This is a genomic window from Hyphomonas sp., assembly GCF_013823385.1.
GTDB lineage: Bacteria > Pseudomonadota > Alphaproteobacteria > Caulobacterales > Hyphomonadaceae > Hyphomonas.
This window is the reverse complement of record NZ_PNMA01000029.1, coordinates 1-21,943: the sequence shown is the minus strand read 5'-3', so window position 1 is coordinate 21,943 and position 21,943 is coordinate 1. Positions and strand designations below refer to the sequence as shown.

General features: G+C 64.6%; 19 protein-coding genes. 12 read left to right on the top strand and 7 right to left on the bottom strand.

Annotated elements, in window-relative coordinates:
- Positions 1-144: 144 nt before the first annotated feature.
- Entirely contained in the window at positions 145-1,458 is a 1,314-nt protein-coding gene (locus C0456_RS15220) for an MATE family efflux transporter (RefSeq protein WP_291053842.1), read from the top strand.
- A gap of 85 nt (positions 1,459-1,543) precedes the next feature.
- The gene (locus C0456_RS15215) at positions 1,544-2,833 is read left to right on the top strand and encodes an acyl-CoA dehydrogenase family protein (protein WP_291053840.1); all 1,290 of its coding nucleotides are present in this window, start codon (positions 1,544-1,546) and stop codon (positions 2,831-2,833) included.
- Here C0456_RS15215 and ttcA read toward each other — a convergent pair whose 3' ends face one another.
- Together ttcA and trmFO are read right to left on the bottom strand one after the other, a co-directional pair.
- Positions 2,834-3,721 (bottom strand): tRNA 2-thiocytidine(32) synthetase TtcA, encoded by an 888-nt coding sequence (gene ttcA / locus C0456_RS15210; RefSeq protein WP_291053838.1) that lies wholly within the window; start codon positions 3,719-3,721, stop codon positions 2,834-2,836.
- A gap of 5 nt (positions 3,722-3,726) precedes the next feature.
- The gene (trmFO, locus tag C0456_RS15205) at positions 3,727-5,130 is read right to left on the bottom strand and encodes a methylenetetrahydrofolate--tRNA-(uracil(54)-C(5))-methyltransferase (FADH(2)-oxidizing) TrmFO (RefSeq protein ID WP_291053836.1); all 1,404 of its coding nucleotides are present in this window, start codon (positions 5,128-5,130) and stop codon (positions 3,727-3,729) included.
- A 98-nt stretch (positions 5,131-5,228) separates the two neighbouring features.
- Here trmFO and C0456_RS15200 point away from each other — a divergent pair, with 98 nt between their 5' ends.
- Together C0456_RS15200 and C0456_RS15195 are read left to right on the top strand one after the other, a co-directional pair.
- Positions 5,229-6,044 (top strand): hypothetical protein, encoded by an 816-nt coding sequence (locus C0456_RS15200; RefSeq protein ID WP_291053834.1) that lies wholly within the window; start codon positions 5,229-5,231, stop codon positions 6,042-6,044.
- Positions 6,045-6,098: 54 nt separating this feature from the next.
- Positions 6,099-7,079, top strand: coding sequence for a hypothetical protein (locus C0456_RS15195; protein WP_291053832.1), 981 nt, complete (start codon positions 6,099-6,101; stop codon positions 7,077-7,079).
- A gap of 23 nt (positions 7,080-7,102) precedes the next feature.
- Here the strand turns inward: C0456_RS15195 and uvrA are convergent, their stop codons facing one another.
- Complete coding sequence (gene uvrA, locus C0456_RS15190; RefSeq protein ID WP_291053830.1) at positions 7,103-10,084, bottom strand: excinuclease ABC subunit UvrA; 2,982 nt, start codon at positions 10,082-10,084, stop codon at positions 7,103-7,105.
- Positions 10,085-10,311: 227 nt separating this feature from the next.
- Here uvrA and ssb point away from each other — a divergent pair, with 227 nt between their 5' ends.
- Entirely contained in the window at positions 10,312-10,800 is a 489-nt protein-coding gene (gene ssb / locus C0456_RS15185) for a single-stranded DNA-binding protein (RefSeq protein ID WP_291053828.1), read from the top strand.
- Positions 10,801-10,810: 10 nt separating this feature from the next.
- On the top strand, positions 10,811-11,683 hold the full coding sequence (blaOXA, locus tag C0456_RS15180) for an OXA-1090 family carbapenem-hydrolyzing class D beta-lactamase (RefSeq protein WP_291053826.1): 873 nt from the start codon (positions 10,811-10,813) through the stop codon (positions 11,681-11,683).
- Here blaOXA and C0456_RS15175 read toward each other — a convergent pair.
- Complete coding sequence (locus C0456_RS15175) at positions 11,680-12,339, bottom strand: glutathione S-transferase family protein (RefSeq protein WP_291053824.1); 660 nt, start codon at positions 12,337-12,339, stop codon at positions 11,680-11,682. The genes blaOXA and C0456_RS15175 overlap by 4 nt on opposite strands.
- A gap of 31 nt (positions 12,340-12,370) precedes the next feature.
- Positions 12,371-13,426, bottom strand: a complete 1,056-nt coding sequence (locus C0456_RS15170; RefSeq protein ID WP_291053822.1) for a kelch repeat-containing protein — start codon at positions 13,424-13,426, stop codon at positions 12,371-12,373.
- Between the two features lie 176 nt (positions 13,427-13,602).
- Here C0456_RS15170 and gyrA point away from each other — a divergent pair, with 176 nt between their 5' ends.
- Genes gyrA through queA form a run of 4 tightly spaced genes read left to right on the top strand, consistent with a single transcriptional unit; the run spans position 13,603 to position 18,900 of the window.
- Entirely contained in the window at positions 13,603-16,383 is a 2,781-nt protein-coding gene (gene gyrA, locus C0456_RS15165) for a DNA gyrase subunit A (RefSeq protein ID WP_291053820.1), read from the top strand.
- Between the two features lie 52 nt (positions 16,384-16,435).
- Entirely contained in the window at positions 16,436-16,933 is a 498-nt protein-coding gene (coaD, locus tag C0456_RS15160; RefSeq protein WP_291053817.1) for a pantetheine-phosphate adenylyltransferase, read from the top strand.
- Positions 16,930-17,808: a peptidylprolyl isomerase gene (locus C0456_RS15155; protein WP_291053815.1), complete on the top strand. Its 879-nt coding sequence runs from the start codon at positions 16,930-16,932 to the stop codon at positions 17,806-17,808. The genes coaD and C0456_RS15155 overlap by 4 nt, the downstream gene beginning before the upstream one ends.
- A 36-nt stretch (positions 17,809-17,844) precedes the next feature.
- The gene (queA, locus tag C0456_RS15150; protein WP_291053813.1) at positions 17,845-18,900 is read left to right on the top strand and encodes a tRNA preQ1(34) S-adenosylmethionine ribosyltransferase-isomerase QueA; all 1,056 of its coding nucleotides are present in this window, start codon (positions 17,845-17,847) and stop codon (positions 18,898-18,900) included.
- Between the two features lie 75 nt (positions 18,901-18,975).
- Here the strand turns inward: queA and C0456_RS15145 are convergent, their stop codons facing one another.
- Both C0456_RS15145 and C0456_RS15140 read right to left on the bottom strand, forming a co-directional pair.
- On the bottom strand, positions 18,976-19,440 hold the full coding sequence (locus C0456_RS15145) for a GIY-YIG nuclease family protein (RefSeq protein ID WP_291053811.1): 465 nt from the start codon (positions 19,438-19,440) through the stop codon (positions 18,976-18,978).
- A gap of 49 nt (positions 19,441-19,489) precedes the next feature.
- Positions 19,490-20,113, bottom strand: coding sequence for a ribonuclease HII (locus C0456_RS15140; RefSeq protein WP_291053809.1), 624 nt, complete (start codon positions 20,111-20,113; stop codon positions 19,490-19,492).
- A gap of 268 nt (positions 20,114-20,381) precedes the next feature.
- On the opposite strand from C0456_RS15140, the gene C0456_RS15135 reads away from it, so the two are divergent.
- Positions 20,382-20,798, top strand: coding sequence for a hypothetical protein (locus C0456_RS15135; protein ID WP_367179287.1), 417 nt, complete (start codon positions 20,382-20,384; stop codon positions 20,796-20,798).
- Between the two features lie 78 nt (positions 20,799-20,876).
- On the top strand, positions 20,877-21,650 hold the full coding sequence (locus C0456_RS15130) for an SDR family oxidoreductase (RefSeq protein ID WP_291053805.1): 774 nt from the start codon (positions 20,877-20,879) through the stop codon (positions 21,648-21,650).
- The last annotated feature ends 293 nt before the right edge of the window (positions 21,651-21,943 follow it).

Below are 21,943 nucleotides of genomic sequence, written 5' to 3'. Positions count from 1 at the left end.
CCCCCGTAAACGGGGGAGGATGAGGGAGCGACCAGACGCAACGCGTCCTCCCCTGCAAAGCGGGGGAGGTGCCCCGAAGGGGCGGAGGGGGCTTTTGCCAGAGCCATTTCCCGCTGGCGCGAAACCCGCTAACGCCTGCGGGCCATGACCGCATCGCTCCTCACCCGTTCCCGCGCGCTGGCGCTTGCCTGGCCGATCATGCTGGCGCAGGTGGCGATGGCGACGACCGGCATTGTCGATACCGCCGTCATGGGACGCTATGGCACGGCGGTCGAGCTGGCCGCTGTGGGGCTGGCGGCCGTTGTGTTCAACTTTCTCTATTGGGGCTTCGGCTTCCTGCGCATGGCCACCACTGGCCTCACCGCGCAGGCCGATGGGGCAGGCGACGGGCTGGAAGTCAACGCGATCCTGATGCGCGCCCTGATGCTGGGCGCGGGCCTTGGCACGTTGCTGCTCATCACCTTCCCGCTGACCTCCCGGATCGCGCTGGCGCTGTTCCAGGCAGAGAGCGCTGTCGAGACCGAAGCATCGGGATATTTCTGGGCACGGATCTGGGGCGCGCCGGCCATCCTGATGGGCTATGCCATTTCAGGCTGGCTGATCGGCACGGGCCGCACGCGCGCCTTGCTGGCCATGCAGATCGTCCTCAATGGCATCAATGCCGGGCTCGACTATGCCTTCGTGGCGATCTGGGACTGGGGCGCGACCGGTATCGGCGCGGGCACGGCGATTGCCGAATGGGCGGCGCTCGGTTTCGGACTGATCCTCGTGCGCAAGGGGCTTGGCCCCGGCCCGCGCCTGCTTGACCGGGCAAAGCTTCTGGCGCTGTTCAACGCCAATCGCGACATCATGATCCGTACACTGGCGCTGCTGTTCACCTTTGCCTGGTTTGTCAATTCCGGCGCCAGGCAGGGCACGGCGGCGCTGGCGGGCAATCAGGTGCTCCTGCAGTTCATCGCCGTTTCCGCCTTCGTGCTGGACGCCTTTGCCTTTGTGGCAGAGAAGGAGGCGGGCGCGGCCTTCGGCGCGCGCGACCGGGCAAGGCTCAGGCGGGCGATGCGTGTAACCAGCGAGATTGCGCTTGCCTGCGGCGCGGTGTTTTCGCTGATCTTCTGGTTCGGGGGCGGGGCGGTGATCGCGGCCTTCATTGCCGACCCGGCCGCGCGGGACGCAGCCCTTGCCTATCTGCCCTGGTGCGCCGCCGTGCCCCTTATCGGCGTGGCCGCCTGGCAACTGGACGGGCTGTTCCTCGGCACCACGCAGGGAGAGGCCGTGCGCAATGCCGGCGTGGTGGCCATGATCGCCTATCTGGCGAGCGATCTTCTCTTGGCGCCGTTCTTTGCGAATGCGGGCGTGTGGACGGCATTCCTCTTGAGCTATGCCTACCGCGCCGGGGCGCTGGCGCTCTACTGGCCGCGCCTGATGGGGCAGATGGCGCCGCGCGCAGCGGCGCGCTGACGCGGGCCCATCCGCAAACATCCGTATTCCCCCCATTGATGCGCCAGCGCAGGCTCACCGGGATCAGTGAGACCGGAGAAAGACGATGCAGTTCGACTACAGCCCGAAAACGAAGGAATACATTGCCCGCGTTACCCAGTTCATGGACGCGCATGTCTATCCTGCTGTGCCCGCCTACAAGGCCCATCATGAGAAAGACCGCTGGGGCGTCAATCCGGTGCTCGAAGGGCTGAAGGAACGCGCGAAGGCGGAGGGCCTATGGAACCTCTTCCTGCCGCCAAATGCCGATCATGATGAGGGCATGTTCCGCGGAGCAGGGCTGACGAACGCCGAATATGCGCCGCTGGCGGAAATCATGGGGCGCGTCTCGTTCGGCTCGGAAGTGTTCAACTGCTCGGCGCCTGATACCGGTAATATGGAAGTGCTCCACCGCTATGGCTCGCCCTTCCAGAAAGAGCGCTGGCTGGGGCCGCTGCTGCGCGGGGAAATCCGCTCGGCCTTTCTGATGACAGAGCCGCTCGTAGCCTCGTCTGATGCGACCAATATCGAGACCTCGATCGTACGCGAGGGCGACGAATATGTGATCAATGGGCGCAAATGGTGGTCCTCCGGCGTGGGCGACCCGCGCTGCAAGGTCGCCATCGTGATGGGCAAGACCGATCCGGATGCAGAGCGCCACCGCCAGCAGAGCCAGATCCTTGTGCCGATGGACGCGCCGGGCATGAAGATCCTCCGTATGCTGCCCGTGTTCGGATATGATGACAGCCCGCACGGCCATGCCGAAGTGCTGCTGGAGAATGTCCGCGTGCCGGTGGCCAATCTCATTCTCGGTGAGGGGCGCGGCTTTGAGATTGCGCAGGGGCGTCTCGGGCCGGGACGCATCCACCATTGCATGCGCACCATCGGGGCGGCGGAAGTGGCGCTGGAGAAACTCTCCCGCCGGGTTTTGACGCGGGCGGCGTTTGGCAAGGCGCTCTACCAGCAATCCATCTGGGAGCAGAGGATCGGCGAGGCCCGCCTCGACATCGAGATGACACGCCTTCTCACGCTGAAAGCGGCCTATATGATGGACACGGTCGGCAATAAGGGCGCGGCCAATGAAATCGCCATGATCAAGGTGGCCGCGCCGCGCGCCGCCCTCAAGGTGATCGATGAGGCGATCCAGGCCCATGGCGGGGCGGGGGTGACCGATGATTTCGGCCTGGCCGAACTCTATGCCGGTATCCGCACGCTACGTCTGGCCGACGGGCCGGACGAGGTTCACCTGCGCGCGATTGCCCGCAATGAACTCAAGAAATACCGCGATGCGCCTGACTATCCGGCGCACCGCCCGGAGACCGGCATCGCCTGGCCGCCCACGCGCGAGATTGCATGATCAAAAGGGTACGTTCGGGTCGTCTTCGCCTTTGCCGCCGAGCGACAGCCCGGCAAAGTCGAACACCCGAGGATCATGCAGATGGCTCGGGCGCACGTTTGTAAGCGCCCGGGCCATCACCTGCCGCGTGCCGGGTTTCTTCTGTTCCCATTCGCTCAGCAGGCGGTTCATCGCCACGCGCTGAAGCCCGTCCTGGCTGCCGCAGAGATTGCAGGGGATGATGGGAAATTCCATCGCCTCGGCAAACTTCGCAAGGTCATCCTCGGCGGCTGTGATCAGGGGACGGAACACCTGCACATCGCCCTCATCATTCAAGAGCTTGGCCGGCATTGCGGCGAGCCGCCCGCCATGGATGAGGTTCATCATGAAGGTGGCGAGCGCGTCATCCCGGTGATGGCCGAGCACGATGGCCTCGCAGCCTTCCTCGCGCGCCACGCGGTAAAGAATGCCCCGGCGCAGGCGCGAACACATGGAGCAATAGGTGCGCCCCTCGGGTACCTTGTCCGTCACGATGGAGTAGGTGTCTTCGGTGATGATCTTGTGGGGAACGCCGTTTTTCGTCAGCCAGTCTGGCAGGATGTGCTTGGGAAAGCCCGGCTGGCCCTGATCGAGATTGCAGGCGATGAGGTCTACAGGCAGCGCGCCCTGCCATTGCAGGTCGAGCAACACGGCCAGAAGGCCATAGGAATCCTTGCCACCGGAAACACAGACCAGCCATTTCGGGCGCGGCTTCTCGCCGGTCTCGATGGCGCGGCGGTCGACCAGCCCATAGGTGTCGATCACCTCCAGCGCCCCGCGCACCAACCGCTTGCGCAGCTTCTTGAAGCTGACGCTGGAGGGCGTCTTTGCAAACAGCGGCAGGACAGGGGAGAGGGTCGTGTCAGCCATCGGTCCTACTCCGCCGCCACCACAGCTTCGCCTGCCAGCCAGGCGTCAAAGTCGTTCAGGGCACGGATGGCCTGCGCCGCTTTCTTCGAGCGGCCCTTGTCCTTGCCGCGCAGGCGTTTGCCGTCCGGGCCCTTCCGGTCATACTCCTCAATATCGGGGAAGAGACCGAAATTGACATTCATCGGCTGGAAGGTCTGCCCTTCGCCAAGGTGCCCGCCGGTGATATGGTTCACAAGGGCGCCAATGGCCGTGGTCGGCGGGGGCGGCTCCAGTTTCTGCCCAAGGCGTTCAGCGGCGGCAAGGCGCCCGGCGAGCAGGCCCATCGCCGCGCTCTCGACATAGCCCTCCACGCCGGTCACCTGGCCTGCAAAGCGCAGGCGCGGCATGGATTTCATGCGCAGCTGCCGGTCGAGCAGCTTGGGGGAGTTGAGGAAGGTGTTGCGGTGGATGCCGCCAAGGCGGGCAAACTCGGCCTTTTCGAGACCCGGGATCATCCGGAAAATGTCCGTCTGCGCCGCATATTTCAGCTTCGTCTGGAAGCCGACCATGTTCCACAGCGTGCCCAGCGCATTGTCCTGGCGCAGCTGCACGATGGCGTGGGCCTTGACCGTAGGGTCGTGCGGATTGGTGAGGCCCACCGGCTTCATCGGCCCGAAGCGCAGTGTCTCGCGCCCGCGCTCGGCCATCACTTCGATCGGCAGGCAGCCTTCAAAATACGGCGTGTCCTTTTCCCAATCCTTGAACTCTGTCTTGGGCGCAGCGAGCAGCGCGTCGAGGAAGGCATTGTACTGCTCTTCCGTCATCGGACAGTTGATATAAGCGGCCGTGTCCCCGGAAGGCCCCGCCTTGTCATAGCGGCTCTGGCGCCAGGCCTTGTCCATGTCGATGGAGTCGAAATAGACGATGGGGGCGATGGCGTCGAAGAAGGCAAGATCGGTTTCGCCGGTATGGGCGCGGATCGCTTCGGCCAGCGCCAGCGAGGTTAGCGGGCCGGTGGCCACGATCACGCTGTCCCAGTCCTCCGGCGGGATGCCGGCGATTTCCTCGCGCACGATGGTAACGAGGGGATGGGCTTCCAGCTTGGCGGTCACGGCCTCGGAGAAGCCCTCACGGTCAACCGCCAGCGCGCTGCCCGCAGGCACCTGATGGTCCTTTGCGGTGGTGATGATGATGCCGTTCGCCCGGCGCATTTCCTCATGGATCACCCCGACGGCGTTCGCCGTGTGGTCGTCCGAGCGGAACGAATTGGAACAGACGAGCTCGGCGAGCTTGTCGGTCTGGTGGGCATCGGTGCCGCGTGTCCCACGCATTTCGTGCAGGATCACGGGCACGCCGGCAGAAGCAATCTGCCAGGCCGCTTCGGAGCCGGCCATGCCGCCGCCGATTACATGAATGGGTTTCAGGGTCATGAGGCGGACATGAGCCCGCCGCCCCGGCGCGTCAAGATAGCGTTTGCCGGGCAGGGCGGGAGGCTTTAGGGGTGCGCCCCGAGATGAGACGAGACGAGATGACGACGCGCCTTGCCATTTTTCCCCTGATTTCCGCCGCCTGGGGCGGCGCGGCCCGCCTTCTGGTGCCCGCCGCGCCCTGGCTGATCCTGTTTGCGCTGGCCGGGGGACTGTACAGTTTTGCCCTGCGTTCGCAAAGCGGCCTCTGGCTGCCGCTGGGGGCTGCAATCCTGGCCTTTCTGGCCGGAACGGAGCTGTCGCGGCGCGCCTATCAGCGGCTGATCCCCGGCGCGGCGGCGAAGTTCCTGCCGCTCGCCCATGCCAATCTGGCTGCCTATGCGGCCTTCCTGTTCATTGGCTTCTTCGTCGTTTTCTTCCTGATGATGCTGCCGGGCATCCTCATCAATGAGGCGGGGCAGTATCAGCTGAATGACGAGTCTGACCCGGCCCTGGTGCGTGAGGCGTTCGTCGCGCTCCTGGGCACGCCCTATGGCGCGGTGTTCATCGCCTGCTGCGCGGTGGGGGCGGGGCTGCTCGGCTGGATCGCCCTGCGCCTGACGCTCTATGGCGCGGCGACCACCGCGCTCGGCAAGGCCCAGGTCTTCCGCACCTGGGGGCGCACCAAGGGGCATCTCAAAACACTCGGCCTGGCGAGCCTTGCCACGCATCTGCTGCCCTTTGCGCTCGGCGTGGCGATCAATGGCGCGCTCCACCGCGCGCTGCCGGATACGGGCATCGGCCATTTTATCGGTGGCGCTGCGGGCGTCATCGTGTTCGCGCCTTTCCTGCTGGCGGGCCACGCCATGGCGGCCGCCGCCTGGGAGACGCTGAAGCCGGAAGAGGCGCGGGCCGAGCCCCCCACTTCAGGAGATTGATGCGGGGTCCCATTCAGGTTTAGGTGCGCGTGTACCGGCTGAGGGGAGACCGAAATGAACACCGGATTTTCGTTTGATCGCGCGCTGACCTATCCCTTCAAGGCGCCGCATTTCAAGAGCTTCCCCTGGCTGTTCGCGCTGGCCTATGCCGCGATCTATGTCGCGCTTTTCCTGGTGATCGGCCTTCTGGGCTGGCAGGCGCTGGCCGAATGGGTCCTGGCTCTGCAGCAGCTGGAAAATGATCCCGATCCCATGCCGGCCGATGTGTTTGGCCTCCTGTTTGGCGGTTTCGGCAAGCTTTTGCCGCTGATCCTCATTGGCTCGGTGGCCGGCTGGGTGGTCTGGGCGATGTTCGAGACCGCCTCCCAGCGGCGCTATATCTTCGGGGCGAAATTCTCTCTCGGCTTTGGCGGGGATGAAGTGCGGATGATGATCGTCGGACTGCTCTGGGCGCTGATGAGCCTGGTCATCTTTGCCATTCCGGGTGTGCTGATGTTCGGCGCCTTTGGCGCGCTGCTGCAGATGGACTTCAGCGGACCGATGGACGATCAGGCCGCCGCCCGCTTCATGGGCACCTTCTTTGCGGGCTTCGGCCTGATGTTCCTCTTCTCGCTGCTCTACATCTTCATCGCGACGCGCCTTGCGCCCTGCTTCGGGCTGACGGTGAAGGAAAAGGAGATCCGCTTCTTCGATGCCTGGCGCGTGTCGCGCGGACGCTTCTGGCCGATCCTCGGCGCTTATGTGATCATTGTGGTGGTCGTCTCGGTGCTCTCGCAGATCATCTCGGCCATCGCGCAGATGCTGATGATGCCTTTCCTGATGAACCTGCCCGTAAACGGCGATGCGTCCGCAGAAGAAATGGCGGCAATTTTTCTCTCGCCCCTCTTCATCGCGCCGATGGCGATCATCTATTTCGCGCTGCTGTTCGTGCAGGGGCTGACCCAGCACTTTGTCGGCGCCCCGGCCGCGCTTGCCGCCCGGCACGACCCACGCAATGATCTGGGCGATGCCGAGCGGGTCGACATCTTCAACTGAGGCAGCCGGGCAGGCGGGGCGCCTTACTTTGCGCCCGCACCTGCCTTGGTTTTCTTCACGGGCTTTTTCGCCTTCGGCTTCTCTTCCGGGGCGGTTGCCTTGGACTTTGCGGCCGCCTTCTCCCGCTTGTTGCGGGCGGCGCGGCGTTCGTCCTGGCGGCGGAAGGTTTCGGCGAGGAATTTGCCGGTCCAGCTTTCCTTTACCGCGATGATGTCTTCCGGCGTGCCTTCGGCTACCAGCCGCCCGCCGCCATCCCCGCCCTCGGGGCCAAGGTCGAGCACCCAGTCGGCGGTCTTCACCACGTCGAGATTGTGCTCGATCACCACCACCGTGTTGCCCGCATCGACCAGTTCGTGGAGCACTTCCAGCAGCTTCTTCACATCCTCGAAATGCAGGCCGGTCGTCGGCTCGTCGAGGATATACAGGGTACGGCCGGTTGCCCGCTTGGAGAGTTCCTTGGCGAGCTTAACCCGCTGCGCCTCGCCGCCCGAAAGCGTGGTGGCCTGCTGGCCCACCTTGATATAGCCAAGGCCAACCTGGTTCAGCGTATCGAGCTTTGAGAAGATCGCCGGCATCGCGGCAAAGAATTTCGCTGCGTCCTCCACCGTCATGTCCAGAACGTCAGCAATCGACTTGCCCTTGAACAGGACGTCCAGCGTCTCGCGGTTGTAGCGTTTGCCCTTGCAGGTCTCGCAGGTCACATAGACATCCGGCAGGAAGTGCATCTCGATCTTGATGACGCCGTCGCCCTGGCACGCCTCGCAGCGCCCCCCCTTGACGTTGAAGCTGAACCGGCCGGGCGCATAGCCGCGCGCCTTGGCCTCGGGCAGGCCGGCATACCAGTCGCGAATCGGGCCGAAGGCGCCGGTATAGGTGGCGGGGTTCGACCGCGGCGTGCGCCCGATGGGCGACTGGTCGATATCGATCACCTTGTCGAGATGCTGCAGCCCCTCGAGGCTTTCATACGGAGACGGAGCATCCGATGCGCCATTCAGCTTGCGCGCCAGCGCCTTGTAGAGCGTCTCGATGATCAGGGTGGATTTGCCTCCGCCCGAGACACCGGTGATGGCCGTAAACGTGCCGAGCGGGATCGAGGCGGTGACGTTCTTGAGATTGTTCCCGCTTGCGCCTTTCAGCGTGATGCGGCGCGATCCTTTGACCACCGGCCGGCGCTTCGGAATGGAAATCTCGCGCGTGCCGTTGAGATAATCCGCCGTCAGACTTTTCGGGTTCTGCATCACCTCGTCCGGTGTGCCCGAGGCAATGATCTGCCCGCCATGCACGCCGGCGGCCGGGCCCATATCGATCACATGATCGGCCAGCAGGATTGCGTCCTCGTCATGCTCGACCACGATGACGGAGTTTCCAAGATCGCGCAGCCGCTTCAGCGTTTCCAGAAGGCGTTCATTGTCCCGCTGGTGCAGGCCGATCGAGGGCTCGTCCAGCACATAAAGCACGCCGGTCAGGCCAGAGCCGATCTGGCTGGCAAGCCGGATGCGCTGGCTTTCCCCGCCGGACAAGGTGCCCGAGCCGCGATTGAGGGTGAGATAATCCAGACCCACATCATTGAGGAAGATCAGCCGGTCGTTGATCTCCTTCAGGATGCGGCTGGCGATTTCGTTTTGCTGTTTCGTCAGCGACTTATGCACCTTGCCGAACCAGTCGCCTGCCTTGCGGATGGAAAATTCTCCGGCCTCGGAGATATCCAGCCCCGCAATCTTTACCGCCAGGGCCTGCGGCTTCAGGCGTTTGCCGCCGCAATCGGGGCAGGGCGCGGCTGACTGGAAGCGGCTGATTTCCTCGCGCACCCAGGCGGAGTCCGTTTCGCGGTAACGCCGGTCCAGATTGGGGATCACGCCCTCAAAGGTTTTCTTCACCTTGTAGCTGCGCATCCCGTCATCATAGACGAACTGGATTTCTTCCTCGCCCGTGCCGTAGAGGATGATGTCCTGCACCTTTTCCGGCAGTTTGTTCCAGGGCTTGCCAAGGTCAAACCGGTAATGGGTGGAGAGCGCCTGAAGCGTCTGCGTCTGATAGGGCGAGGAAGATTTCGCCCAGGGCGCAATCGCGCCGTTCAGAAGATCAAGATCCTTGTCCGGAACAATCAGTGCCGGGTCGATCTTCAGCTGCTCGCCGAGGCCATCGCAGGTCGGGCAGGCGCCGAAGGGATTGTTGAAGGAGAAGAGGCGCGGCTCGATTTCCGGAATGGAAAAGCCGGAAACAGGACAGGCGAAATTGGCGCTGAAGGTGATGCGCTTGGGCTCGGTTTCGCCCGGCGCAATGTCGGCATATTCGGCCACGGCAATGCCCTGGGCGAGGCCAAGCGCCGTCTCGAAGCTTTCGGCCAGGCGCTGCTCCATCCCGGCACGGACGACCACCCGGTCAACCACCACATCGATGTCATGCTTGAATTTCTTGTCGAGCTTGGGCGGGTCTTCCAGCTCGTGGAACTCGCCATTCACCTTCACCCGCTGGAAGCCGTTCTTCAAGAGCTCGGCAAACTCCTTGCGGAACTCGCCCTTGCGCCCGCGCACCATGGGCGCGAGAAGATAAAGCCGCGTGCCGTCTTCCAGCTCCATCGTCCGGTCGACCATCTGGCTGACCGTCTGGCTCTCGATCGGCAGGCCGGTCGCGGGCGAATAGGGAATACCGGCGCGCGCCCAGAGGAGGCGCATATAGTCATAAATCTCGGTCACCGTGCCGACGGTGGAGCGCGGGTTGCGGCTCGTCGTCTTCTGCTCGATGGAGATCGCTGGCGAGAGGCCCTCGATGCTCTCCACATCGGGCTTCTGCATCAGCTCCAGGAACTGTCGTGCATAGGCCGACAGCGATTCGACATAGCGGCGCTGGCCCTCGGCATAGATCGTGTCGAAGGCGAGCGAGGATTTGCCCGAGCCTGACAGGCCCGTCATCACGACCAGCTGGCCGCGCGGGATGTCCACATCGACATTCTTCAGATTGTGTTCCTTGGCGCCGCGCACGCGGATGAAGGCAGATTCGGCCATGGGGGAGGGTCGCTCAATCAGGTCAGGAGGGAATGGGGATCAGATGGGGTATATGTTGGTCCGAGTCCGGCTTGACGACAAGAACAAAATGTGAACTTCATGTGCAAGCTGCTTTTGGGCGCGGGCGGGGCGGTGGAATTTCATCCCGGTCAGGCGACAGGGCGCGCAGAGCAGAGTAGAACAACTCGAATCGGACTCGAAACAGAATTTCAGCGCGGAGGCCCCAAATGGCGGGATCGGTAAACAAGGTCATTCTGGTGGGCAATCTCGGGGCAGACCCCGAAGTGAAACAGTTCCAGAATGGCGGCCAGGTGTGCAACCTGCGCATCGCCACCTCGGAAACCTGGCGCGACAAGGCATCGGGCGAGCGCAAGGAAAAGACCGAATGGCACACCGTGGCCATCTTCTCCGAAGGCCTCATCAAGGTTGCCCAGAATTATCTGAAAAAAGGCTCGAAGGTTTATCTCGAAGGCAAGCTGCAGACCCGCAAATGGCAGGATAAGGACGGCAATGACCGGTACACGACCGAGATTGTCCTGCAGGGCTTTGATGCGACCCTCGTGATGCTGGATGGCCGCGGCGAAGGCGGCGGCGCGGGCGCTGGCGGCGGTGGCCGCGACCGTGACATGGGCTATTCCGGTGGGGCCGGGCGCCAGCAGATGAGCGGCCCGAAGGAAAGCTTCAGCCAGGATCTCGACGACGAGATCCCGTTCTGAGGAGGGAATGATGCTGGCCGCCGCCTCTTCTGCAGGAACACGCCTCCGGGCCGCCCTGTTGATGCTTGCGGCGGCGGTTCTGGCTGCCTGCGCCAGTTCCGGCTGGAGCGTGCCAGCGCCGGAAGAAAACCCGGTCGAACAGGCGCTGAGGCTGGAGGGCGTCAGCCCGGCAAAGTCCGCGCTGGTGATCTACCGGCTGGAGGACGAAAAGATCTGGGCCAGCGGCGGGGCGCGTATCCGTGAGCGGTTCACCCCGGCCTCTACCTCAAAGATCCCCCATACGCTGCTGGCCTATGAGGCTGGCGCCGTCACCGGCCCTGACGAACCGTTTGAGTGGGACGGCCAGAAACGTTTCGCTGACAGCTGGAACGAGGACCAGACTTTCGGGGATGCCTTCCAGCGCTCCACTGTCTGGATCTACCAGATCGTCGTGCCGCGCATCGGCGCTGCGCGCCTGACTGAAGGCCTCCAGGGCTTCGGTTATGGCAATGCTGAAATCGGCGGCCCCGAAAGCATCACGCGCTACTGGCTGGAAGGCCCGCTTGCCATTTCGGCGACCGAGCAGGTGGAATTCCTCTCCCGCCTCGCCCGCCGCACGCTGCCGCTCTCGGCGCGCAGCTATGATCTGGCCGTGCCGGTGATGGTGCTGGAAGAGGGCGAGGGCTGGACGCTTTACGGCAAGACCGGCTGGAAAAGCGTCGAAGGCCAGATGGATATCGGCTGGTTTGTCGGCTGGGTGGAGCAATCGGGCGGGCCGGCGCCAGGCACTTACGTCTTCGCCCTAAACATGGACATGCCCGGCGGCATGGAAGAGGCGCCCCGCCGCCGCGCGGCGGTAGAGCGCGCGCTCCGCGAGATCGGGGCGTTGCCGCCTTCGCCCTAATCCCGATCCGGCGCGCCGAGCGGAAAATATGGCCGGAAATACCGCGCCTCATCCACCACGCGCGCAAAGGCGGGCCGGGCCAGCAGCCGCGTGCGGTAGGCGCGCAAGGTGGCGTAGTCGCCTGAAATCTCATGCACCCAATCGGCGTAGAACAGCGACGGTGAGGCCGCGCAGTCTGCCATCGTGAAAGTCTCGCCCGCCGCCCAGCTCCGCCCCCGAAGCGCGCCTTCCAGCCAGGCATAGGCCCGCTCCAGCTTCTCTTTTGACAGCGCGATCCCTTCCTCCCGCTTGACCGGGTCGCCCGTCAGCGCGCCGTTCACGGCATGCTGGGCCGCGTCCATCACATGCAGGTCAAAGAAGCGGTCAAGGAAGCGCACGTCCAGCGCGGCCTTCGGATCGTCCGGCAGCAGGCGCACCGGGCCGGGATGGTAGAGATGAAGATATTCGAGGATGATGCTTGTCTCGGCGATGTTCCGGCTGCCATCGACCAGCAGCGGAAACTTGCCAATGGGCCAGCGCGCCAGCCAGTCTGCCGAGTGTTCCGGTGTCTCCGCACTCACGGTGCGGAATTCAAACGGTGTGGCATTCTCATAAAGGGCAATCAGCACCTTCTGCGTGTAGGAGGAGAATGGGTGACCATAGAGCGCGAGCGTCATTGCAGTGTCCTTCAGATAATCGGCTCTGGGGTCAGGGCCGGTAGATTTCTACCAGCGCGCTCGTCTCCACGCCGCTCGCTTTCAGCGCGCCGCCGATCACATGGATTGCCCCGTCCAGCGTGACCGCTCCCAAGCCATGCCGGGGATTGGGCATAGGCGCGATGGCGTCCCAGCTGTCATGGGCCGGATCATAGACCCAGGCTTCCGGATAGACCCCGCCGCCATTGTCGAAGAATTCCCCGCCAAAGGCGTAAAGCCTGCCGCCGGCGGCCGCCGCTGCCAGCCCGCCCTGCGCCTGGGGCATCGGCGCGGCGCGGCGCCAGCGGTCCTCGCGCGGATCATAGACCTCGTGTTCGGCAGAATTGCCCCCGCGTACGCTGCGTCCGCCCACCACATGCAGGTTTCCGGCAATCTCGGCGCCCGCCGCGCTGTTGCGCGCGCTCAGGCAGGGCGCGGCCTCCTCCCAGCGTCCATCCGGGCTGGTCAGCACGAAATGGTGCGTCTGGTCGGCCTGATCGGTCCAGGCGGCGTTTGCCTCTCCGGCGGGGGATCGCCCGCCCATCAGGTGCAGCGCGCCCGTGCCGCCTGTCAGAACCACTGCTTCGGCACACGGCCGGGGCAGGGCCGGCGCCGTCTCCCAGCGCTGGGCGGCGGCGTTGAGGCGCCAGCCTCTGCCCTGCATCTCCCACATCGCGGCGGGGGAGGAGGACTGAAACCCGCCAAGGGCATAGAGCGCCCCGGCAAAGCTCACGAGGTGAGGGTGGTGCCGGGCCACGGGCAGAGAGGCTTCCGGATGCCATCCCCGCCCGTCCGGCCGCCAGGCATGATGCGCCGCCGTAGGCCCGGTAATCCGGCCATTTTCGGCGATGAAGCCGCCCGCCAGATGGATCGCCCCGTCATGCAGGCAGGGGTAAATCTCCTGCACCGGGAAGGGCAGCGCCTCGCCCATCGACCAGCCTTCCGGCAGCGGCAGAGGCCGCCGGGCGGCTGGATCACTGGGGCCAGCACAGGCCGTTGCTGCCAGGGCGGCGCCCAGGCCGAGGCAGGCTTCACGCCGTGAGAGGCGAAACTTCAATGATTCTGGCATGTTAGGCTCCTTCCGGCCGGGGGCGGAAAACTGCCCGAAAGCCCGGATTTCACTGCAAATAAAGGCATCTGGACGGTAGCCCCCGGCGGGCGCGGCTGCTAGTCTCATATCCAGCAAAAATGGCGATTCGGACGCCCCGTCCTGAAGTCCGCCGGACCAATGCAGAAGGCCTTTCCATGAGCGATCCGACCACCCCTCCGGACGAGCCGGAAACCCCGGAAAATGGCGCGGGCAAACCCCCGCCCGAGGACGGTATCGAAGCGATCTCCATCGAGTCGGAGCTGAAATCCTCCTATCTCGACTATGCGATGAGCGTGATCGTCAGCCGCGCCCTGCCGGATGTGCGCGATGGCCTCAAGCCCGTTCACCGCCGCATCCTGTTTGCCATGAACGAGGGCGGCAACACGCCCGACAAGCCCTATTCCAAATCGGCCCGTATCGTCGGTGACGTGATCGGTAAGTACCACCCCCACGGCGACTCGGCGGTCTATGACGCCCTCGTGCGGATGGCCCAGCCCTTCTCGATGGGCGTGCCGCTGGTCGATGGCCAGGGCAACTTCGGCTCTATCGACAACGACCCGCCGGCTGCCATGCGTTACACCGAGAGCCGGATGACGAAGGAGGCGACCTATCTCCTCGCCGATCTCGACAAGGATACGGTCGACTTCCAGGACAACTATGACGGCAAGGAAAAAGAGCCTGTCGTCCTGCCCGCGCAGTTCCCGAACCTGCTGGTCAATGGCGGCGGCGGCATTGCGGTCGGCATGGCCACCAATATCCCGCCCCACAATTTGGGCGAGGTGATCGACGCCACGCTCGCGATGATCGACGATCCGCAGATTTCCGAAGAAGCCCTGTGCGATATCGTTCCGGGGCCGGACTTCCCCACCGGCGCGCTGATCATGGGCCGCTCGGGCAGCCGCAAGGCGCTGCTCACCGGGCGCGGCAGTGTCATCATCCGCTCAAAGACCGATATTGAGCAGGCCAAGAATGGCCGCGAAGCGATCATCGTCAGCGAGATTCCCTACCAGGTGAACAAGGCGGCGATGATCACCAAGATCGCCGAACTCGTCCGTGAGAAGAAGATCGAGGGCATCTCGGATCTGCGCGACGAGTCTGACCGCAACGGCATCCGCGTCGTCATCGAGATCAAGCGCGACGCCAGCGCGGACGTAGTGCTCAACCAGCTCTACCGTTTCAGCCAGCTGCAAAGCTCGTTTGCAGTCAACATGCTGGCGCTGAATGGCGGCCGGCCGGAGCTGATGAACCTGCGCAAGGTGCTCGAATGCTTCATCGCCTTCCGCGAGGAAGTGATCGTCCGGCGCACCAAGCATGAGCTGGGCAAGGCCCGCGACCGCGCCCACGTCCTCGTCGGCCTCGCGCTGGCCGTCGCCAACATTGACGAAGTCATCCGCCTTATCCGCACATCGCCCGATCCGGCCACGGCGCGCCAGCGCCTGCTCGACAAGGCCTGGCCACAGCAGGATATGGGCCCGCTGATCGACCTGATCGCAGACCGGCGCACGCGCCGCGGCACCGAAGACGGCACGATCTACCTCTCCGACGAGCAGGCCCGCTCGATCCTCAACCTCCCGCTCCACCGGCTCACCGGCCTCGGCCGTGACGAGATCGGCAATGAAGCCCGGGGCCTCGCCGACAAGATCGCCGAATATCTCGACATTCTCCGCTCCCGCCCGCGCATCCTCGGCATCATCAAGGCTGAGCTCGCCGAGGTGAAGGAAAAGTTCGCCGTGCCGCGCCGCTCGCAATTCGTCGATGGCGGCGTCGATATGGACGACGAAGACCTCATCGAGGTCGAAGATATGGTCGTCACGGTCACCCATGGCGGCTATGTCAAGCGCACGCCGCTCTCGACCTACCGTACACAGAACAGGGGCGGGAAGGGCCGCTCCGGCATGTCGATGAAGGACGAGGATTTCATCGTCCGCGTCTTCTCGGCAACGACGCATACGGAAATCCTGTTCTTCTCCTCGGCCGGCATGGTCTACAAGGAGAAGGTGTGGCGCCTGCCCGTTGGCGGGCCAACTTCGCGCGGCAAGGCGCTGGTCAACATCTTCCCGCTGGCCGCCGATGAGCGCATCGAAAGCGTCATGCCGCTGCCAGACAGCGAAGAAGCCGCCGAACATCTCGATGTCATGTTCGCCACGCGCTCTGGCAATGTCCGCCGCAACCGCCTGGCAGATTTCACGCGCGTCAACCGCGCCGGCAAGATCGCGATGAAGCTTGATGAAGGCGATGGCATCGTCTCGGTCCAGCTCTGCTCGGAGAAGGATGATGTCCTGCTGACCACAGCGCTCGGCCAGGCCATCCGGTTTGAAGTGACCGATGTGCGCGTCTTCGCGGGCCGGGATTCCACCGGCGTGCGCGGCATCCGTCTGGCCAGCGGTGATGAAGTCATCTCCATGGGCATCCTGCGCCATATGGATGTCACCTCCGAAGAGGCCCGCGCCTATCTCAAGCACGCTGCGGCCATGCGGCGCGCGGCCACCGGCGAGGAAGAGGAAATCTCCGACGACGAGGAAGAAGCCGTCGCCGAGGCCGCCCTGTCGGCCGAGCGCATCGCCGAGCTTGGCGCGGCCGAAGAGTTCATCTTCACCGTCGCCGATGACGGCATGGGCAAGCGCTCCTCGGCCTATGACTACCGCGTCACCGGCCGGGGCGGAAAAGGCCTCGTTGCCCAGAATATCTGGGGCCGCGACAAGAAAGGCGGGCCGGTCAAGAAGGTCGCCCAGTCCTTCCCGGTCGGGGATGATGACGAGGTCATGCTGGTCACCGATGGCGGCCAGCTGATCCGCACGCCGGTTGACCAGATCCGCATTGCGGGCCGCTCCACCGGCGGTGTCTGGGTGCTGCGCACGGGCGAAGGCGAACGGGTTGTCTCTGCGGCGCGGCTTGTCGATGACGGCGAAGGCGGTATGGATAAGCCGGAGGGTTGATGTTGCAGCGCGGCGGAAGGCTCTCGGTATAATTAACGAGAGGAGGCGCCCCGTGCATCGTATCGGCCTTTACCCCGGCACTTTCGATCCGCCGACAGCCGGCCATATCGACATTTTCAGCCGTGCCATGAAGCTTGTGGACACGCTGATCATCGGTGTGGCCATCAATGAGGCCAAAAAGCCGCTGTTCACGCTGGCAGAGCGCGTGGCCATGGTCGAATACGAGTGCGAGAAGCTGAAAGGGCCGGGCCTGGCAGAGATCAAGGTCCAGCCCATGCACGGCCTGCTGATGCACTTTGCCGAAAAGTGCAACGCCAACATCATCGTGCGCGGTTTGCGCGCCGTTCAGGACTTCGAATACGAGTTCCAGATGACGGCCATGAACGAGCAACTGAATCCGAACATTGAAACCGTCTTCCTGATGGCCGATGTTCGTCATCAGGCGGTGGCTTCGCGGCTGGTCAAGGAAATCGCGAGCCTCGGCGGCGACATCACGCCGTTCGTAACCCCGTCGGTGAAAAAAGCTCTGCTGGAGAAGTACAAGCAATGAAGATACGTGGCTTTGCAGCGGCGGTGGCTCTGGCGGGACTTTTCCTGCCGGCCTGCGCTGACCCCGTCGATGGCGCCTGGTCGTTCGACGCGCCGGAAGATGTCGCTGCCAGCCCGGAATGGCGCCCGGTGGACCCGGAGCGGCTGTTCATCTTCGACACCAATAAAGGCCGCATCCTGATCGAGGCTTTTCCGGAAGTGGCGCCAAACCATGTGGCGCATTTTGCGGCCATCACCCGTTCGGGCGATTATGACGGCACGAGCTTTCACCGCGTGATCGATGATTTCATGGCCCAGGGCGGGGATATCTTCGCGCTGAAGGGCAGGGAGTCCGGCCAGCCGAATGTGAAGGGCGAGTTCACCTTCCGCCGCGATGTGGCGAAGATGCCGTTGGAGGCCACCATCGGCCCGGAAGACAGCGCCAAGCATGGCTATTATCATGGTGTCCCGATCCAGACCCAGCCTTCCTTCTTTGCTGAAATGTCGGTGGACGGACTGGTCGAAAGCTCCATCCCCCACTGTGCCAGCATCGTTTCCACCGCCCGCACCAGCGATCCGGACTCGGCCAATGGCCAGTTCTTCCTGATGCGCGGCTATTCCCCGCATCTTGATCGTCTCTACTCCTCCTGGGGCCGCGTGATCGATGGCCAGGATGTGGTGATGTCCATCAAGACCGGTTCGCAGCAGAATAACGGGTCGGTCACCGATCCGGACATTCTGAAATCGGCAAGGATCGCCGCAGACCTTCCGGAGGCGGAGCGTCCGAAGGCCTATGTCCTGCGCACTGATACAGATGCCTTCCGCGCTGCGCTGGAGGCAAAGGGCGAAGTCAATATCTGCGAGCTTTCCCCGGTTCCGGCCGTCATCCTGGAATAGAGGGGCCGCGCGCCGGTATTTCCGGTCAAAGCCATCATGGACCTTTCCGTCTTCCAGTTCGATCTTCCCGAAGATCTCATCGCGCTCCGCCCGGCTGAGCCGCAGGATAGCGCGCGCCTGCTGGTCGTGCATGGCGATGGCCGGCTGGAGGACGCGACCGTTCGTGATCTGCCGAAATATCTAAGCGCCGGCGATGTGCTCGTCTTCAATGATACGCGCGTGCTGCCCGCCGCCCTCAAGGGCGTCCGCCCGGCCCGCGACGGGGCCAGCCGCGATGTCGAGGTGGACGTAAACCTGGTCGAGCGTCAGGGCGATTGCCTCTGGCTGGCGCTTGCCCGGCCGGGCCGCCGCCTCAAGGAAGGCGACGAGATCCATTTCGCCGAAGGCTTTACCGCCACCATCGGCGCGCGCCGGGAAGGCGGGGAAATCCTCCTGAACTTCAATTGCGAGGGCGAGGCGATGATCGCCGCGCTCGACGCGCACGGCGCCATGCCGCTGCCGCCCTATATCGCCCGCCGCCGCCCGGCCGATGCGAAAGACCGCGAAACCTACCAGACCCGCTTTGCCGGGGAGGAGGCCGCCAGTGTCGCCGCCCCCACCGCCGGCCTGCATTTCACGCCCCGCCTCCTGGCAGAGGTTGAGGCCGCTGGCCTCAAGCGCGAAACCGTCCGCCTGCATGTCGGCCTCGGCACGTTCAAGCCGCTGGAAGAAAAGCACCTTGCCGAAAACCGTCTGCATGAGGAATGGCGCCGCGTCACGCCGGAGGTGGCAGATCGCCTGAATGCTGCCCGTGCGGCCGGCGCCCGCCTCGTCCCGGTCGGCACCACCGCCATGCGCACGCTGGAAAGCTGCGCCGGCGAAGACGGCCTCATCCAAGCGGCCAGCGGCCCAACCGACATTTTCCTCAAACCCGGCGATCCCATCCGCGCCACAGATGCGCTGATGACGAATTTCCACCTGCCAGGCTCCAGCCTCTTCATGCTCGTCTGTGCCCTGATGGGCACCGGCATCATGCGCGCCGCCTACGCCCACGCCATCGCAGAAAAGTATCGTTTCTACTCCTACGGCGATGCGTGCCTGCTGCTGCCATAAGCGCCTTCATCCCTCTCCCTCTGGGAGAGGAGGGGCCCATCGCAACGCGATGGGAGGTGAGGGCCTTGCCTGCGCTTACCCCGCCTTGCGCTTGCCGAAGCCGATCAGTCCGGCAAAGAACTCCGCCCACCACCGGCGCCAGCGCCAGGCGCGGCGCAGCTTGGCATTGCGCGGCGCGTCCAGCTCGCCTCGGGGAATGAGGATGTCGTTCATCTTCGGCTGATAGCGGCGGATCAGGTCTTCCTCGATGCGCGCCCGGTCCATCCCCCCACGGACGACCAGCACATGCCGCTCGGTGGCCCCGCGCCTCCACCAGGCTTCCCACCAGCGCTCATGCCCGTAGAGGCGCGACTTGAAGTTCGTCGCCTTGCCTATGTAAAGCGGGAACAGGAAGAAGGCGAAGCGGCGCACCACGAAGATGTAAATCCCGCCGCCCTCGGGAATGCCCTTGCGTGTCAGCGTGATCTTGAACCGGTAGGCCTGGCCGCTTTCGCCATACCAGGTGTGCCAGCCGAAAAGAAACCAGTTGAGAAGAAACATCTGCGGCGCGTCCCCATGAGAGCCTGCCCGGGAAATTCTTCGGTGCCGGTTAACAGTGTCTTAAAAGCGCCCGCACCGGGGCAAAGCTCTGGCGATGCACCGCACACGGACCAAGCCGTGCCAGCGCCTCGGCATGGGCGGCCGTGCCATAGCCCTTATGCCCGGAAAACCCATAGCCTGGGTATGAATTGCAGAGCGAGACCATCTGCGCGTCGCGGTGGGTCTTGGCCAGGATGGAGGCAGCCGAGATGGAAGGCTCCGTCAGGTCGCCCTTGATGATGGCGCGCGCCGGGGCGGGCAGGTCTGCCGGCAGGGCGTTGCCATCGATCAGGATGACCGCGCCGGTGTCCGGTCTTGTCCCGCTGTGTCCGGATTTGTCCGAAACTGTCCGGAAAATGTCCGCGATTGCCCGCTGCATGGCCAGGAATGTCGCCTGCCGGATGTTCAGCGTGTCGATCTCGTCCACGCTCGCTTCGGCCACGGCCCAGGCCAGCGCCCGCTCCCGGATCAGCGGGGCGAGCCGGTCGCGCGCCTTCTCCGACAGCTTCTTGGAATCGGTCAGCCCCTCGACGGGCCGCGCCGGATCCAGCACCACTGCTGCCGCCGTCACCGGCCCCGCCCAGGGGCCCCGGCCTGCCTCGTCCACGCCGATGATCAGGGAGAAACTGCTCATCCCGCCATCACAGCAGGAGTCGCGCCGCCCTGCCAAGATCGCCGCTGTTGACGCCCGCGCGCCACAGGCCTACGCCTTGTCCCCATGTGCCGCGCCAAACGCCCGCTCCAGCAACAGACCCGCCTGCAATCGCTGGCGGCGCGCGGCCGCATGGGGAAACGCCGGGCCAGGTAAGGCCCCTCCGATCCTCCGCTGAATGTCGCGCCCGCCCGGTCCTCCGAGGCGGGTTTTTCAATTATGGAACAAGGAATTACAACCAATGTCTGAGATGACGGATGAAGAGATGGAACGCGTCGCGCGCGGCGTTCTGGCCTGTACGCTGCCCAAGGAAGAATGGACCCATGCGGCCCATTTCGCCTTCGCCATCTGGATGCAGACAGAGCGGGGCGGGGATCTCCTCCCGGCCGTCCGCGCGGCCATCTGCGCCTATAATGTCTCCACCGGCGGCGAGAATACCGACACGGCCGGCTATCACGAGACGATCACAGTTGCCTCCCTCGCGGTCGTCGCGGCGCATGTCGCGGCCCATCCGGGGGCAACGAGGGCCGAGCTCCTGGCCAGCTTGCTTGCCGGTCCCTGCGGCCGGTCAGACTGGATCTTCACCCATTGGACGCGGGAGCGCCTCCTGAGCCTGGAAGCCCGCCGCGAATGGGTGCCGCCAGACCTTCAGCCACTGCCTGGCTGAGAGGCTTCGCGCGGGGGAAGGGCTGGCCATCGCCCCCGGCCTTGGCCAGCATGAGCCCAGAAAAAACGGGAGGAACACATGGATCTCAGCCTGACCGACAAAGTCATCTTCATCGCCGGCGCCAGCCGGGGCATCGGCCATGGTATCGCCAAAAGCCTGCTGGAAGAGGGGGCCAAAGTCGCCCTCACCGCGCGCGGCGCCGAGGCGCTGGAGGCAACCCGCAAGGAGTTCGCCGCCACCTATGGCGACGGGAAGGTCTGGTCCTTCGCGGGCGACCTCACCCAGTCGGAAGGTATCAACGCCGCCGTCGAAGCCTGTGAGAAAGCCTTCGGCCCCATTCGCGGCGCGGTCGCCAATGTCGGCCTGTCGCCCTCGCCGCTGGGCCTCGATGTGAGCGATGAGGAATGGCAGGGCGGGCTCGACCAGAACCTCAACTCCGCCTTCCGACTCGCCCGCGCGGCCATCCCCCGCATCTCCGCCAATGGCGGCGGCAGCTTCCTCTTCATCTCCTCGATCGCGGGCCTTGCCTCGCTCGGCTCGCCGCTGATCTACGGCGCCACCAAGGCGGCGGTGAACCACCTCTCCACCTCGATTGCCCGCTTCTCCGGCAAGACGAATGTGCGGGTAAATACAATTGCGCCGGGCAACATCATCTTCCCCGGCGGGGACTGGGAGCGCAACGCCACCGGCCCGCGCGCCGAGGCCTGGGCCAAATGGATCAAGCGGGAAGTGCCGCTGAACCGCTTCGGCACCCCGCAGGAAATCGGCGACACTGCCGCCTTCCTCCTGTCCGACCGGGCAAGCTTCATCAACGGCGCCGTCGTCGCCGTAGACGGCGGCCAGACACGCTGACAGGGCAGGGGCGCTCGCAGCGCCGTTGGAGTTTCTTGGAGTTTTCCGGAAAAAACGCCAACCGCGCCGCGCCCCTCCACCGGAAAGCCCCCCTCTCCCCCCAGAGCAACAGACCCCCTCCCCGCTGGCGGGGAGGGCGGGGGTGGGGCCGCTCTCCCCACAACACGCCATCGCCTCAAAAAACCGCGGTACATCCCCCACGCCTATCCACCCCCCAAACCCCAGCGCCCACAGCACATCCCGCCCCAGATCCCCCCGCCCAATCCGGCCGGGTCTGCCGCCCCTCTATCCTC

What these genes read in the sequence shown, in the direction of transcription:
- C0456_RS15220 (WP_291053842.1), top strand. Translation starts at nt 145, where the DNA reads ATGACCGCATCGCTCCTCACCCGTTCCCGCGCGCTGGCGCTTGCCTGG.
- C0456_RS15215 (WP_291053840.1), top strand. Translation starts at nt 1,544, where the DNA reads ATGCAGTTCGACTACAGCCCGAAAACGAAGGAATACATTGCCCGCGTT.
- ttcA (WP_291053838.1), bottom strand. Translation starts at nt 3,721, where the DNA reads ATGGCTGACACGACCCTCTCCCCTGTCCTGCCGCTGTTTGCAAAGACG.
- trmFO (WP_291053836.1), bottom strand. Translation starts at nt 5,130, where the DNA reads ATGACCCTGAAACCCATTCATGTAATCGGCGGCGGCATGGCCGGCTCC.
- C0456_RS15200 (WP_291053834.1), top strand. Translation starts at nt 5,229, where the DNA reads ATGACGACGCGCCTTGCCATTTTTCCCCTGATTTCCGCCGCCTGGGGC.
- C0456_RS15195 (WP_291053832.1), top strand. Translation starts at nt 6,099, where the DNA reads ATGAACACCGGATTTTCGTTTGATCGCGCGCTGACCTATCCCTTCAAG.
- uvrA (WP_291053830.1), bottom strand. Translation starts at nt 10,084, where the DNA reads ATGGCCGAATCTGCCTTCATCCGCGTGCGCGGCGCCAAGGAACACAAT.
- ssb (WP_291053828.1), top strand. Translation starts at nt 10,312, where the DNA reads ATGGCGGGATCGGTAAACAAGGTCATTCTGGTGGGCAATCTCGGGGCA.
- blaOXA (WP_291053826.1), top strand. Translation starts at nt 10,811, where the DNA reads ATGCTGGCCGCCGCCTCTTCTGCAGGAACACGCCTCCGGGCCGCCCTG.
- C0456_RS15175 (WP_291053824.1), bottom strand. Translation starts at nt 12,339, where the DNA reads ATGACGCTCGCGCTCTATGGTCACCCATTCTCCTCCTACACGCAGAAG.
- C0456_RS15170 (WP_291053822.1), bottom strand. Translation starts at nt 13,426, where the DNA reads ATGCCAGAATCATTGAAGTTTCGCCTCTCACGGCGTGAAGCCTGCCTC.
- gyrA (WP_291053820.1), top strand. Translation starts at nt 13,603, where the DNA reads ATGAGCGATCCGACCACCCCTCCGGACGAGCCGGAAACCCCGGAAAAT.
- C0456_RS15155 (WP_291053815.1), top strand. Translation starts at nt 16,930, where the DNA reads ATGAAGATACGTGGCTTTGCAGCGGCGGTGGCTCTGGCGGGACTTTTC.
- queA (WP_291053813.1), top strand. Translation starts at nt 17,845, where the DNA reads ATGGACCTTTCCGTCTTCCAGTTCGATCTTCCCGAAGATCTCATCGCG.
- C0456_RS15145 (WP_291053811.1), bottom strand. Translation starts at nt 19,440, where the DNA reads ATGTTTCTTCTCAACTGGTTTCTTTTCGGCTGGCACACCTGGTATGGC.
- C0456_RS15140 (WP_291053809.1), bottom strand. Translation starts at nt 20,113, where the DNA reads ATGAGCAGTTTCTCCCTGATCATCGGCGTGGACGAGGCAGGCCGGGGC.
- C0456_RS15135 (WP_367179287.1), top strand. Translation starts at nt 20,382, where the DNA reads ATGACGGATGAAGAGATGGAACGCGTCGCGCGCGGCGTTCTGGCCTGT.
- C0456_RS15130 (WP_291053805.1), top strand. Translation starts at nt 20,877, where the DNA reads ATGGATCTCAGCCTGACCGACAAAGTCATCTTCATCGCCGGCGCCAGC.